We start from the raw sequence: 12,590 nt of genomic DNA on the forward strand, positions 1-12,590 counted from the left end.
GTTCACGCGCCGCGCGCCGTGCGGTCCCGCTCCCGGTGGTCGAGCGCCGACCGCGCCGCCGCCAGCCGTGCGATCGGCACGCGGTACGGCGAGCACGACACGTAGTCGAGCCCGATCTCGTCGAACAGCGCGACCGACGCTGGGTCGCCGCCGTGCTCGCCGCACACGCCCGTCGCGATGCCGGGCCGCGTCCGACGGCCGCGCTCGGCCCCTGTACGCACGAGCTCCCCCACCCCGTCGGCGTCGACGGTCGCGAACGGGTTCGCGCCGACGACCCCGGCGTCGAGGTACGCCGTGAGGAACGACCCCTCCGCGTCGTCGCGCGAGATGCCGAGCGTCGTCTGCGTGAGGTCGTTGGTGCCGAACGAGAAGAACTCGGCGTGCTCGGCGAGACGGTCCGCGACGAGCGCCGCGCGCGGCAGCTCGATCATCGTCCCGACGGCGTACGCCAGGGGGTCGGCTGCTGCGGCCCGCTCCTCCGCCATCGTCGCGTCGACCACCTCGCGCATCCGCCGCAGCTCCTCCGCGAACCCGACGAGCGGCACCATGATCTCGACGTGCGGGTCGTAGCCCGCGGCCCGGACGGCGAGCGCCGCGCGCGCGATCGCCCGCACCTGCATCGCGGCGATCTCGGGGTGCAGCAGCGCGAGCCGGACGCCGCGCGTGCCGAGCATCGGGTTCGCCTCGCTCAGCCTCCGCACCTGCGCGAGGAGGCGACGCGCACGGGCGAGCCGCGCCGTCGTCTCGCCGCCGCCCGCCGCGGCCGCGAAGCCCTCGGCGACGGCGTCCGTCCCGTGCCCCGCGGCGGAGGGGTCCCCGACCTCGTCCTCGAGCCGCTGCACGAGGAGCGACTGCTCCACGAGGTCGGGCAGGAACTCGTGCAGCGGCGGGTCGAGGAGCCGGATCGTCACAGGCAGCCCGGACATCGCCGTGAAGATCTCCTCGAAGTCCCCCTGCTGCATGGGCAGCAGGCGGTCGAGCGCGGCGGCGCGGTCGGCGTCGGTCTCGGCGAGGATCATCTCGCGCACCACGGGCAGGCGGTCGGGCGCCATGAACATGTGCTCGGTGCGGCACAGGCCGATGCCCTCGGCGCCGAGCTCGCGCGCCTTCGCGGCGTCCTCGCCCGTGTCCGCGTTCGCGCGCACGCCGAGGCGCCGCACGTCGTCGGCCCAGCCGAGCACGGTGCGGAAGTCGTCGGTGACCTGCGGCGGGACGAGCGGGAGCGCGCCCGCGTAGACCTCGCCGGTCGTGCCGTCGAGCGTGACGGTGTCGTCCTCGGTCAGCACGTGGTCCCCGACCTGGACGCGACGCGCGTCCGCGTCGATCCGCAGCTCGCCCGCCCCGACGACGCACGGCTTGCCCATCCCGCGCGCCACGACGGCCGCGTGCGAGGTCATGCCGCCGTGCGCGGTGAGCACGCCCTGCGCGGCGATGACGCCCGCGATGTCGTCGGGCGTCGTCTCCCACCGCACGAGCACGACGGCGTCGCCCGCCTTTGCGCGCTCGACCGCGGTCTCGGCGTCGAGCACCAGGTGCCCGACGGCGGCGCCCGGCGACGCGTTGAGCCCGCGCGTGAGCGGCGACGCGCCGTGGCCGGGGTCGAGCGCCGGGTGCAGGAGCTGGTCGAGCTGCGCGGGGTCGAGCCGGCGCAGCGCGGCCTCGCGGTCGATGACGCCCTCGTCGACGAGCTCGCGCGCCACGCGCAGGGCCGCTTGCGCGGTCCGCTTGCCCGTGCGCGTCTGCAGGAGGTAGAGCATGCCCTCGTCGACGGTGAACTCGATGTCCTGCATGTCGCCGTAGTGCTGCTCGAGGCGGTCCATCGTCGCGCGCAGCTCGCGGAACGCGTCGGGCAGGACGCTCTCCATCTCGGCGAGCGGGCGGGGTGTCCGGGTGCCGGCGACGACGTCCTCGCCCTGCGCGTCCACGAGGAACTCGCCGTAGAGCTCCTTCGCGCCCGTGGCGGGGTTGCGCGTGAAGCACACGCCCGTCGCGGACGTGGGTCCCTTGTTGCCGAACACCATCCGCATGACGTTCACCGCCGTGCCGAGGTCGTCGGGGATCCCGTTCGCCTTCCGGTAGACCGCGGCGCGCGGGTTGCCCCACGAGGCGAACACGGCGTCGACGGAGCGCCGGAGCTGCTCGCGCGGGTCGGTCGGCAGGTCCTCGCCGGTGTGCTGCCGCGCGACCGCGCGGAACGTCGTGACGAGCCCGCGGAGGTCGTCCGCGTCGAGGTCGGTGTCCTGCCTGACGCCGCGGCGTGCCTTGAGCGCGTCGAGCTCGTCGGCGAACGCGTGGGCGGGCACGCCCTCGACGACCTCGCCGTACATCTGGACGAACCGCCGGTACGAGTCCCACGCGAAGCGCGCGTTGCCCGACTCGGCGGCGAGACCCTCGACCGACTCGTCCGAGATCCCCAGGTTGAGGATCGTGTCCATCATCCCGGGCATCGAGACCACCGCGCCGGACCGGACCGACACGAGCAGCGGCCGCTCGCGCGCCCCGAGGCGCCGGCCCGTGCGCTGCTCGAGCGTCTCCAGGTGCACGAGCACCTCCCCCCACAGCCCGTCCGGCCACGACCCGCCGCGCTCCGTGGCAGCGACGCACGCCGCTGTCGTCACGGTGAACCCGTCCGGGACGGGCACGCCGATGCGGCGCATCTCCGCGACGCCGGCCCCCTTGCCGCCGAGCAGGGAGCGCATGTCGGCACGGCCCTCGGCGAGGTCGTAGACGTATCGGCCGGTGCCGGTGCCGGTGCCGGTGCCGGTGTCGGGGGTCGGGGCGGGCTGGCTGGTCATGGCTCCTCCGTGGTCCGGGCGGGCGCGAGCGTGCGACGGCGTGCGGTGACGAGCTCGACGACGCGCCCGGCCGCCTCCTCGAGCGCGAGCGCCGTGGTGTCGAGGACGGGGCAGCCGAGCCTGCGCTGCACCTGCGCGACCTCGTCGAGCTCGGCGTGGATGTGCGCGAGGTCGGCGTACCCGCCGAGGCCCCGTGCGCCGTCGGGCGTGCCCGAGGCGGCGGCGCCCATCGCGTGCACCCGGCGCCGCCGGATCTCCAGCAGGCGCTCGGGGTCGATCGTCAGGCCGACGATCTTCCACCGCTCCGCCTCGAACAGCTCGCGCGGCGGCGCGACCCCGGGCACGAGCGGGACGTTCGCCGTGCGGTAACCGAGGTAGCCGAGGTACATCGACAGCGGGGTCTTGCCGGTGCGCGACGCCCCGACGAGCACCACCTGAGCCTCGTCGAGGCCGTCGGCGAGATGGCCGTCGTCGTTCGCGACCGCGAACTCCATGGCGTGGATGCGGTCGAAGTAGTCCGCGGCGAGGCCGACCGGCTGCACGACGCGCGCCGGCTGCGCGCCGGTCCGCGCGGTGAACGCGTCGATCGCCGGCGCGAGCAGGTCCGCGCACGGCACGTCGAGCGCCGCGCACGCGTCGAGGACGCGCGCTCGCAGAGCCTCGTCGACGACCGTGCAGAACACCACGGCCCGGGCGGCGTCCGTGCGGACCTGCGCGACGACGTCGTCCACGCCCTGCGGGGTGTGCAACCGGGGATGCCGCACGACGCGGACCTCGTGACCCGGGAACTGCGCCTGCGTGGCGCGCGCGACGCGGGTCCCGGTGTCTCCCGTGGAGTCCGCGACCACATGGATCTCGATGACGCGCGCCGTCGCCGCCATGACCTCAGGCTAGGCAGGCCGTGCGCCGGGCACCACCAGCACCGGCGCGGCGGGCCCGCTCCGTGTACCGTCTGTCGCCGACAGGACACGTCACGACGATCGACCAGGGGGGTCGGGATGTCCTCGGACGGCAGGGGGCCGCGCGCGTGTGCGGGCACAGCGATATCGATCAGCATCGACGACGGCGAGGGAGCTCGCCGCGTCGTGGGGGCCTCGGTCGACGCTCCCATGGGCAGGACCCTGCACTTCCACGGCTGCACCGGCGGTTGCTGTCCGCCACCGGACCTCCGCGTCGAGGGCGTCGCGGGATCGGTCGTGGCGGACCGTGACGGGTGGCGACTGTCGAACCGGAGCTCGGTCGTGCCTCTGCGCGTCTGGAACCTCGAGGACTCCCGGGACCGGCTGCGGCTGCTGCCCGGGTGCTCCACCGTCCCGCCGTTCGATCTTGCCGGCGTCGCGGGGGCGAGCGGTCATGTCGTCACGGTCTTCGGCCCGGAGCAAGGCACCCTCGCCGACACCTGGTGCGTCGGTCAGGTCCGCGAGTCCTGGGGCCTCGACCCGGGGAGCCGGCGCCACGCGGTCATGGCCGCGCTCGTCGCGGACAGGATGCGCGGCAACAGCACCGTCCCGCTACCCACGGCCCGGGAGATCGGCGACCGGCTGGGCATCTCGCACCGGACCGTCCAGGAGCACCTCGTGCAGCTCGCCGAGCAGCTGGGCGTACCCGAACCGGGGCACCGGCGCGCAGGCTGGATCCAGGAGGCGCTCGTCGACTTCGCCCTCCTGCACCCGTACGTCCCCGTCTCAGGATCCCGGGCCCCCTGGTAGCAGCGGTGGTCGGGCCGCGGAGCCCGTGCCGTACGGGTTGGGCGGACGGCGTGTCGCGGGCACGCTGGACGACGTTGCGGCGCCGCGACACTGTCCAGCACTGTCGAGCAAGGGGAGACATGATGTTCGGAAAGTTCCGGAAGCCCGCGGTCGCGGTCGCGCTGGCCGCGGCCGTCGTCGCCGGAGGTGCGACGGCCGCCTACGCCACCGTCGAGTACGTGGGCGGCGGCACGTGGAGCTACGGCACGGGCGGTGGCGAGGTCTGGTCCGACTACTACCACGCCTCCCGGTGCCACGGGTCGTCCGTGCAGGGGACCTACTACGAGAAGGACTACGCCAGCGCCGGCTACTGGTCGCGCGCCGACGCACCCGACCGCTGGTACGCCGTCGACAAGTCCTGGTACGACACCACGTGCTGACCTGAGCAGGTGGGGCGTGGCCCTCCGTGGCCACGCTCCACCTCCCGTGCCCCCGATCGCCCTCCCGGAACGAGCCCATGCTGCCCCGAGTCGTCCGTCTCGCCTACGTGCTCGGCGTGCTCCTGCCGACCGTCCTCGCGTTGCAGGTGTTCGTCGTCTTCGACGGGGCCGACGGGGCCGGTGCGGAGTACCAGGTCGTGGTGCAGGAGATCGCCACCGACGGGCGGGTGTCGGCCGCGGACCTCGCACCGGTGCTCGAGGAGACGGCTCGCTCGACCGGTGCCGACATCGGGATGATCTCGCTCGACCTCGCCGACCCCGCGCACCGCAAGCACCTCTTCGCGGTCGTCGGGCGCGAGGACGGCGAGGTGGCACGACGGATCGCCGAGGGGTACCGCCACTTCTCGCCGCAGGTCGAGGCCGACTACCGGCCGTTCGCCGACGTGGGCGACGTCGACCCGCGTGGCTACTACCTCGTGTGGGGCGACCGCGCGGACGCGGTGGCGTTCCTGACGGCGATGGGGCACGCGGGGCTCACCGGCGAGGTCGCTCCGTACCCGGGGCGTGCCGGCGACCTCGCGACCGACCCGGACGTCTTCCTGGACCCGGTCATCGGGACCGCCGCCGCCGTGTCCGTCCTGGCGCTCGTCGTCATGGTCGGCGGTGGTGTGGTGATGAGCGCGCAGTCCTACGGGGTGCAGAGACTCCAGGGACGGTCGCTCGGCGGCGCGGTCCGGCGGGACCTGGTCGAGGTGGGCCGGCTGCTCGCGTGGACCCTGTGCACGCTGGTCGTGGTCGGGGGAGCGGCGCTGTGGTTCTACAACCGCTGGGCACGTGCCGGTGAGCTCCTCGGCGTCGTCCTGGTCGTCGTCGCAGTCTTCCTCGGCGTGGTCGTCGTGACGCACGTCGCCGCGGCCGGTCTGGCGTTCCGGGTGCCGATCCTGGCAGCGGTGAAGGGCCAGTTCTCGGCCGGGTGGGCGCTCGCGGGCATCCTCGGTGTGCGGGTCGTCGGCGTCCTCCTCGCCGCGAGCGTCGCCTTCGCGACGGTGCAGGCGGCGCTCCAGGTGGCCGACCGGTCGGCGGCGGAGGAACGGTGGGCGTCGGACCCCGACGCGGTCTACGTCCAGATCTCCGGTCAGATGGGCGGCGACGACCTGGAGGTGGAGGCCCGCTACGCGGCGATGGCGCACGCGGCCGTGGACAGCGGCGACGCGGTACTGGTCGACGACATGACGCAGGACGCGACCGCGGTCGACCCGGCGACGGGAGTGCCGCAGCGGGGAGTGTCCGCGCCGTGCCCGGTGCTGCTGGTGAGCGACTCGTACCTCGAACGCCAGCAGGTGCTGGACGGCACCGGAGCGCCCGTCCCCGAGGTGGCCGGCGACGCCGTGACGATCCTCGCGCCGCCCGCGTGCCGGGAGTTCGCGCGTGCGGACCTGCCGAGCGCCGTCCCGGGCGGCGCGGACGCCGCGGGTCCCCCCGAGCTCGTCCACCAGGAGATCGCCGCCGGCCAGGACCAGTTCACCTACGGCACCGTGCGCAAGGTGCGGGACGCGGCGATGCTGCACGACGCCGTGCTGGTCGTCGTCCCACCGGCGGTGGACGTGCTGCCCGAGCCGTTCTACGGCGCGCTCCTCACGCAGGGGAACGTCGTCTTCCAGGACGCGACGACGGCCGAGCGGTACGTCGCGGAGTTCGGTGTCGACGCGATCGTCAACGGCATCTGGTCCGCCCGGCAGTACGCCGCGGCGCAGTACGCCGAGGTGGTGTCGAACCTGCGGATCTCGCTGCTCAGCCTGGTCGTGTCCCTCCTCGTCCTGGTCGTGACGGCGGTGAGCGTGAGCGCCGTCCACGTCCGCCGGTCCGCGCAGCTCGTCTACGTGCGGCACATCTCCGGCTGGCCGGCCTGGTTCTCGCACCGTCTGGTGCTCCTCGTCGAGCTGGTCCTGGCGGCGGTGGTGATCGGGGCGGGAGCGGCGGCGGCGGCGGCGCCGCAGGCCGTCAGGTTCCAGGCCGCCGTCTTCGAGGGACAGACGGCGCAGTGGCGCGTCGGGATCGCCGTCGCCGTCGCCGTCCTCGCCGTCGGCTCCGTGCTCCTCGCTCTGCGGTGGGCGACCGCCCGCCTCATCGCCACCCGATCCGCCGACTCCTGACGCCGACCCGAGAAGTCCTACGAGAAGAGGAATCCGCCATGTCGTCCGTCGTCGTCGAGGGCGTCGCCAAGTCGTTCGGCAGCCGTGTGCTGTTCGAGGACCGGTCCTTCGTGGTCGAGCCCGGTCGGATGACCGCGCTCACCGGACCGTCGGGGTCGGGGAAGTCGACCCTGCTCAACTGTGTGGGCCTGCTCGAGAAGCTCTCGGCGGGGTCGATCACCGTGGACGGCCGGGACATCACCCGGCTCCGGTCCGGCGCGGCCCGACGCTTCCGCCGGGACACGCTCGGCTACCTCTTCCAGAACTACGCCCTCGTGGAGAACGCCTCCGTGCGTGCCAACCTCGAGATCGCCCGCGCGCCGGGCCGCAAGGGCGACGCGGGTCTCGGGATCGACGACGCGCTGAAGCGGGTCGGCCTCGACGGCATGGAGCGGTCACCCGTCTTCCAGCTCTCCGGCGGCGAGCAGCAGCGGGTCGCTCTGGCCCGTCTGCTCGTCAAGGCGCCGACGGTGGTCCTCGCGGACGAACCGACCGGCGCGCTCGACCAGGACAACGCGGACATGGTGCTGGAGTCGCTGCGCGACCTCGCCGCCGACGGCGCTGCGGTCCTGATCGCGACCCACTCCCGCCATGTCGTCGAGGCCTGCTCGGACGAGATCCGCATCGGCTGAGGGCAGAGAACCAGGTCGACGGGTGCGGGGTGCGGCTCGCTGGGTGTGCGGCACAGCGGACGGGTCTAGGGTGACCGGCATGTCCGACGCGACGACGACGCGCGCGGCCTCCACGGAGCCGCCGCGCATCCAGGTGACGCTCTCCACGGCGAGCGTCTACCCCCGCAAGGCGCCCTACGCGTTCGAGGCGGCGGCCGACCTCGGGTACGACGGCGTCGAGGTCATGGTGTGGTCCGACGAGATCACGCAGGACGCCGAGGCGCTCCGCAAGCTGTCCGCCGACCACGGGATGCCGATCCGCAGCGTCCACGCGCCGACGCTCCTCGTGAGCCAGCGCGTGTGGGGCCGGGCGCCGGGGCCCAAGCTCCGGCGCACCGTGGAGCTCGCGCAGGAGGTCGGGGCGAGCACCGTCGTCGTGCACCCGCCGTTCCGCTGGCAGTACCGGTACGCGCGAGAGTTCGAGGACCTCGTCGGCGAGCTCGACGAGACCGAGGGCGTGACGATCGCCGTCGAGAACATGTACCCGTGGCGTGGGCGCAAGCGCGAGATGCAGGCCTACCTGCCCGGCTGGGACCCGTCCGAGCACGGCTACGAGCACGTGACGCTCGACCTGTCGCACGCCGCCGTCGCGCAGCAGGACGCGCTCGCGCTGCTCGACGTGTTCGACGGTCGGCTCGCGCACGTGCACCTCGCCGACGGGTCGTCCTCGATCACCGACGAGCACCTCGTGCCCGGACGCGGCGACCAGCCGTGCGACAAGGTGCTCGCGGAGCTCGTGCGGCGCGGCTGGGAGGGCGACGTCGTCGTCGAGATCTCGACGCGCCGGGCGCGGACCGCGGCCGAGCGGCGCGAGGACCTCGCCGCGTCGCTGTTCTTCGCGCGCACCTACCTCACGCCCGGGCCGCACCCCGACTACGAGCCCCCGCCGGGGCACCACCACCGGCACGCCGACGCGTGGGGCGAGGCCGGAGCGGGCGACGTGGACGACGCCGCACCCTGAGGTCGACCCGGAACGGCCCTGACCGCCCCGCTCCTGCCCGGGCGGGCGCGCGGCGTCGGCTGACGTAGGCTCGGCGACCGTGGCTCGAGTCAACGGTCTCCTCGCGGACACGACGCCGCTGCGCACCTCCCCGGCGTTCCGCCGCCTGTGGTGGGGGCTGGGGATCTCCAACCTCGGCTCGCAGCTCACGGTCGTCGCCGTCGGGCTCCAGGTCTACGCGCTCACCGGCTCGTCGCTCGCCGTCGGGGTGCTCGGCATCTGCGCGCTCGTGCCGCTCGTCGTCCTCGGGCTGTACGGCGGCGCGCTCGTCGACGCGTACGACCGGCGCAAGGTCGCGCTCGCCGCCTCGACCGCGCTGTGGGTGATCACCGCGCTCATCGCGCTCCAGGCGTGGCTCCACCTCGACTCGGTGGGGGTGCTCTACGGGCTCGTCGCGCTGCAGTCCGCGGCGTTCGCGATCAACAACCCGGCCCGCTCGGCGATCATCCCGCGGCTCGTCGAGCCCCGGCTCCTGCCTGCCGCGAACGCGCTGCAGACCCTCGCGTGGAACGTCGCGCTCACCGTCGGCCCGCTCGGCGGCGCGTTCCTCGTCGCGGTGTGGGGCTACCAGGTCGCGTACACGATCGACGCGGTGCTGTTCGCCGCAGCGCTGTGGGCGGTGTGGCGCCTGCCCGACATCCCGCCCTTGTCGGCACCACGAGACACCGAAGCGGTACCCGGTGCTGACACGTCGGTCGGCGCGGCCGCTCCCGCCGGACGGCGGTGGAGGGTCGTGGGCTGGCGGTCCGTCGTCGACGGGCTGCGCTACCTCACGACGCAGCCGAACGTGCGCACGACGTTCCTCGTCGACCTCGCCGCGATGGTCCTCGCGTCGCCGCGCGTGCTCCTACCCGCGGCGGGCGTCGTGTTCTTGGGCGGCGGCGAGGCGACGACGGGTGTCCTCACGGCGGCGTTCGCCATCGGCGCCGTTCTCGCCGGCCTGTTCTCCGGCGGGCTCTCGCGCGTGCGGTGGCAGGGCCGCGTCATCGTGTGGGCGATCACGGCCTACGGGGTCTCGATCGTGCTGTTCGGTCTCGTGCTCGTCGGCGTCGGCGCGACCAGCCCGACGACCGTGCTCGTGGGCGGCGTCGTCGCGGCGAGCGTCGCGCTGGCGCTCGCGGGCGCGTCCGACGCCGTGAGCAGCGTCTTCCGCCAGACGATCCTGCAGACCGCGACGCCGGACGACATGCGCGGGCGGCTGCAGGGCGTGTTCATCGTCGTCGTGGCGGGTGGTCCGCGGCTCGGCGAGCTCGTGCTCGGCGCGCAGGCGACGTGGGTGGGCGAGGCGTGGGCCGCGGTCGCCGGGGGCGTCGCGTGCGTCGTCGTGCTCTGGCTGGTGGTGCGGGGGCAGCGCAAGTTCTGGCGCTACGACGCCCTGCACCCCGAGCCCTGACGCGCGGCTGAGCTCAGGCGACGGCGTCCGCGCCGAGCCGGGCGATGCGGCCGCGCCCCCAGTCGCCGAGCGACTCGAGCGCCGCGTTGAGCGTGCTGCCGTGCTCGGTGAGCGAGTACTCGACGCGCGGCGGCACCTCGGGGAACACCTCGCGCACGAGGAGCCCGTCGGCCTCCATCTCGCGCAGCTGCTGCGCCAGGACCTTGTCGCTCACGCCCGGCAGGCCGCGCTTGAGCTCGGCGTACCGGCGCACGCCGTGGTCCTCGAGCTCCCAGAGGATCAGCGACTTCCACTTGCCGCTCACGACGTCCATCGCGGCGTCGAGGCCGCACACGTAGGGGCCGCGGCGCGGGGTGGCGCCGGGCACGAGCGCGCCCTGCCGGGTCCCGTCGAGGGGAGGGGCCGTCGTCGTCATCGTTCGCTCCTTCGTCGCTGACCTGCACGCTCACCTGGAGGTGAGAACCCCACCTCGAAGTGCGTTCTTCCCGCGCGACCGTACGACGGCGAAGGTGGACGACGAGGGCACGCCGCGCCGCCGGCGACGCCCGAGCACCACGACCCGAACCGGAGGAACGATGCCCGACCAGCCAGAAGTACCCGTCACCGTGCTCGGTCTCGGCGCGATGGGCAGCGCCCTCGCCGCCGCCACCGTCGCGGCAGGCCACCCCACCGTCGTCTGGAACCGCACACCGGGCCGCGCCGGTGCACTCGTCGCCGCCGGCGCTCGCGAGGCGACGTCGGTGCGCGACGCCGTCCTCGCGTCGCCGCTGGTCGTGGCCGTCCTGCTCGACCGCGCGTCGGTGCACGAGACGCTCGACCCCGTCCTGGACGCGCTCGCCGGCCGGACGCTCGTCAACCTCGTCACGACCACGCCCGAGGAGTCGCGCGAGCTCGGCGCCTGGGCGACGTCCCACGGCATCGACTACCTCGACGGCGGGATCATGGCCGTCCCGGCGATGGTCGGCGGACCCGGCTCCGAGGTCCTGTACAGCGGGTCGCGCGCCGCGTTCGACGCCGCGCGGCCCGTGCTCGACACGTGGGGCGGGAGCACGTGGTTCGGCGAGGACCCCGGCCTCGCGCCGCTCTACGACCTCGCGCTCCTCGCGGGCATGTACGCGATGTTCGCGGGCTTCTTCCACGGCGCCGCGATGGTCGGGACGGCCGGCGTGAGCGCGACGGACTTCGCGCGGCGCGCGGCGCCCTGGCTCGCCGCGATGACGTCCGGGCTCGCGGAGTACGCGGACGTCGTCGACCGCCGCGACTACGGCGGTCCCGGGCAGCAGAGCCTCGAGTTCTCGGACCCGTCGGACATCATCGCGGCGAGCGAGGAGGCCGGGCTCGCGACCGACGTCGTCTCGGCCGTGCAGGCGCTGATCCGCCGCCAGGTCGACGCCGGGCACGGCGCCGACGGGTTCGCGCGCGTCGTCGAGAGCATCCGGAACCCCATCCGCACCGTCACCGCAGGAGGAACCCGATGAGCACGCCCACCCCCGTCACCCTGATCGGCCTCGGCCCGATGGGCCAGGCCATGACCCGCGCGCTGCTCGCCGCGGGCCACCCCGTCACGCTGTGGAACCGCACGTCGTCCCGAGCCGACGCGCTCGTCGCCGGGGGCGCGGTCCTCGCCGGGTCACCGGCCGAGGCCGTGGCGGCGAGCGACGTCGTCCTGCTGAGCCTCACCGACTACGCGGCGATGTACGACGTCCTGGGCCCGGTGTCGGACGCGCTGCGCGGACGGACGATCGTCAACCTCAGCTCCGACACCCCGGAGGCGACGCGCGTCGCCGCCCGGTGGGCCGCCGACCACGGTGCGACGCTCGTGACCGGTGGCGTCATGGCGCCGCCGCCGATGCTCGGGACCGCCGAGGCCTACGTCTACTACTCCGGACCGGAGTCGGCGTTCCGCGCTCAGGAGAGCACGCTCGCGCTGCTCGGTGCACCCCGCTACCTCGGTGCGGACCCCGGGCTCGCGCAGCTCATGTACCAGGCGCAGCTCGACGTGTTCCTCACCGCGCTGTCCGGCGTCGCGCACGCGGCGGCGCTGGCCGAGGCTGCGGGCGTGCCGCCGACGCAGTTCGTCCCCGAGGCGCTGCAGACGCTCGTCACCACGCCGGCGATGCTCGGTGGCGACGGCGCGGGCGTCGAGTTCGAGACCGGCGTCCACCCGGGACACCTCAGCACCGCGACGATGATGGGCGCGACCGCCGCGCACGTCGTCGGGGCCAGCGAAGAGCTGGGGGTCGACGCCGCGCTCCCGCGCGCGGTCCTGTCGCACTACGAGCGCGCGCTCGCGGCGGGGCACGGGCGGGACAACTGGACGGCGATCTTCGAGGTCATCAGGGCGCCGCGAGCGGCCGTCTCCGAGACAGCCCCGGTCGAGTGACGCACTTCCGTCCGAGTGATGCACTCCG

At 74.2% G+C, this 12,590-nt stretch carries 11 protein-coding genes; 8 read left to right on the forward strand and 3 right to left on the reverse strand.

What is annotated here, in order from left to right:
* Positions 1–2: 2 nt before the first annotated feature.
* Positions 3–2,795: a pyruvate, phosphate dikinase gene (gene ppdK, locus ACMXGY_RS02085; RefSeq protein ID WP_483775232.1), complete on the reverse strand. Its 2,793-nt coding sequence runs from the start codon at positions 2,793–2,795 to the stop codon at positions 3–5.
* Positions 2,792–3,676, reverse strand: a complete 885-nt coding sequence (locus tag ACMXGY_RS02090) for a pyruvate, water dikinase regulatory protein (RefSeq protein WP_483775233.1) — start codon at positions 3,674–3,676, stop codon at positions 2,792–2,794. Before ACMXGY_RS02090 ends, ppdK begins: the two co-directional genes overlap by 4 nt.
* 360 nt (positions 3,677–4,036) lie before the next feature.
* Here ACMXGY_RS02090 and ACMXGY_RS02095 point away from each other — a divergent pair, with 360 nt between their 5' ends.
* The 6 genes from ACMXGY_RS02095 to ACMXGY_RS02120 all read left to right on the forward strand — a co-directional run bounded on the left by ACMXGY_RS02095 (position 4,037) and on the right by ACMXGY_RS02120 (position 10,179).
* Positions 4,037–4,504: a hypothetical protein gene (locus ACMXGY_RS02095; RefSeq protein WP_483775234.1), complete on the forward strand. Its 468-nt coding sequence runs from the start codon at positions 4,037–4,039 to the stop codon at positions 4,502–4,504.
* Between the two features lie 122 nt (positions 4,505–4,626).
* The gene (locus tag ACMXGY_RS02100; RefSeq protein ID WP_483775235.1) at positions 4,627–4,923 is read left to right on the forward strand and encodes a lactococcin 972 family bacteriocin; all 297 of its coding nucleotides are present in this window, start codon (positions 4,627–4,629) and stop codon (positions 4,921–4,923) included.
* A 77-nt stretch (positions 4,924–5,000) separates the two neighbouring features.
* A complete protein-coding gene (locus tag ACMXGY_RS02105) occupies positions 5,001–7,076 on the forward strand; it encodes a hypothetical protein (protein WP_483775236.1) in 2,076 nt (691 codons plus the stop codon).
* A 38-nt stretch (positions 7,077–7,114) separates the two neighbouring features.
* Entirely contained in the window at positions 7,115–7,747 is a 633-nt protein-coding gene (locus ACMXGY_RS02110) for an ATP-binding cassette domain-containing protein (RefSeq protein WP_483775237.1), read from the forward strand.
* Positions 7,748–7,826: 79 nt separating this feature from the next.
* Entirely contained in the window at positions 7,827–8,747 is a 921-nt protein-coding gene (locus ACMXGY_RS02115) for a sugar phosphate isomerase/epimerase family protein (RefSeq protein ID WP_483775238.1), read from the forward strand.
* A gap of 79 nt (positions 8,748–8,826) precedes the next feature.
* Positions 8,827–10,179, forward strand: coding sequence for an MFS transporter (locus ACMXGY_RS02120; protein WP_483775239.1), 1,353 nt, complete (start codon positions 8,827–8,829; stop codon positions 10,177–10,179).
* A gap of 13 nt (positions 10,180–10,192) precedes the next feature.
* On the opposite strand, the gene ACMXGY_RS02125 is transcribed toward ACMXGY_RS02120, so the two are convergent.
* Positions 10,193–10,594 carry a winged helix-turn-helix transcriptional regulator gene (locus ACMXGY_RS02125; protein WP_483775240.1) on the reverse strand — a complete coding sequence of 134 codons (402 nt, stop codon included), beginning with the start codon at positions 10,592–10,594 and terminating at the stop codon, positions 10,193–10,195.
* A gap of 160 nt (positions 10,595–10,754) precedes the next feature.
* Between ACMXGY_RS02125 and ACMXGY_RS02130 the strand changes: the two genes are divergently transcribed.
* Positions 10,755–11,657, forward strand: coding sequence for an NAD(P)-dependent oxidoreductase (locus ACMXGY_RS02130; RefSeq protein WP_483775241.1), 903 nt, complete (start codon positions 10,755–10,757; stop codon positions 11,655–11,657).
* On the forward strand, positions 11,654–12,562 hold the full coding sequence (locus ACMXGY_RS02135) for an NAD(P)-dependent oxidoreductase (RefSeq protein ID WP_483775242.1): 909 nt from the start codon (positions 11,654–11,656) through the stop codon (positions 12,560–12,562). The genes ACMXGY_RS02130 and ACMXGY_RS02135 overlap by 4 nt, the downstream gene beginning before the upstream one ends.
* Positions 12,563–12,590: the final 28 nt, after the last annotated feature.

The sequence above is a fragment of the Cellulosimicrobium sp. G4 BAM 1002 genome (assembly GCF_057126935.1).

Bases quoted from the DNA above. Each gene is read 5' to 3' on its own strand.
- ppdK (WP_483775232.1), bottom strand. From the start codon at position 2,795: ATGACCAGCCAGCCCGCCCCGACCCCCGACACCGGCACCGGCACCGGC.
- ACMXGY_RS02125 (WP_483775240.1), bottom strand. From the start codon at position 10,594: ATGACGACGACGGCCCCTCCCCTCGACGGGACCCGGCAGGGCGCGCTC.
- ACMXGY_RS02115 (WP_483775238.1), top strand. From the start codon at position 7,827: ATGTCCGACGCGACGACGACGCGCGCGGCCTCCACGGAGCCGCCGCGC.
- ACMXGY_RS02100 (WP_483775235.1), top strand. From the start codon at position 4,627: ATGTTCGGAAAGTTCCGGAAGCCCGCGGTCGCGGTCGCGCTGGCCGCG.
- ACMXGY_RS02135 (WP_483775242.1), top strand. From the start codon at position 11,654: ATGAGCACGCCCACCCCCGTCACCCTGATCGGCCTCGGCCCGATGGGC.
- ACMXGY_RS02110 (WP_483775237.1), top strand. From the start codon at position 7,115: ATGTCGTCCGTCGTCGTCGAGGGCGTCGCCAAGTCGTTCGGCAGCCGT.
- ACMXGY_RS02090 (WP_483775233.1), bottom strand. From the start codon at position 3,676: ATGGCGGCGACGGCGCGCGTCATCGAGATCCATGTGGTCGCGGACTCC.
- ACMXGY_RS02105 (WP_483775236.1), top strand. From the start codon at position 5,001: ATGCTGCCCCGAGTCGTCCGTCTCGCCTACGTGCTCGGCGTGCTCCTG.
- ACMXGY_RS02130 (WP_483775241.1), top strand. From the start codon at position 10,755: ATGCCCGACCAGCCAGAAGTACCCGTCACCGTGCTCGGTCTCGGCGCG.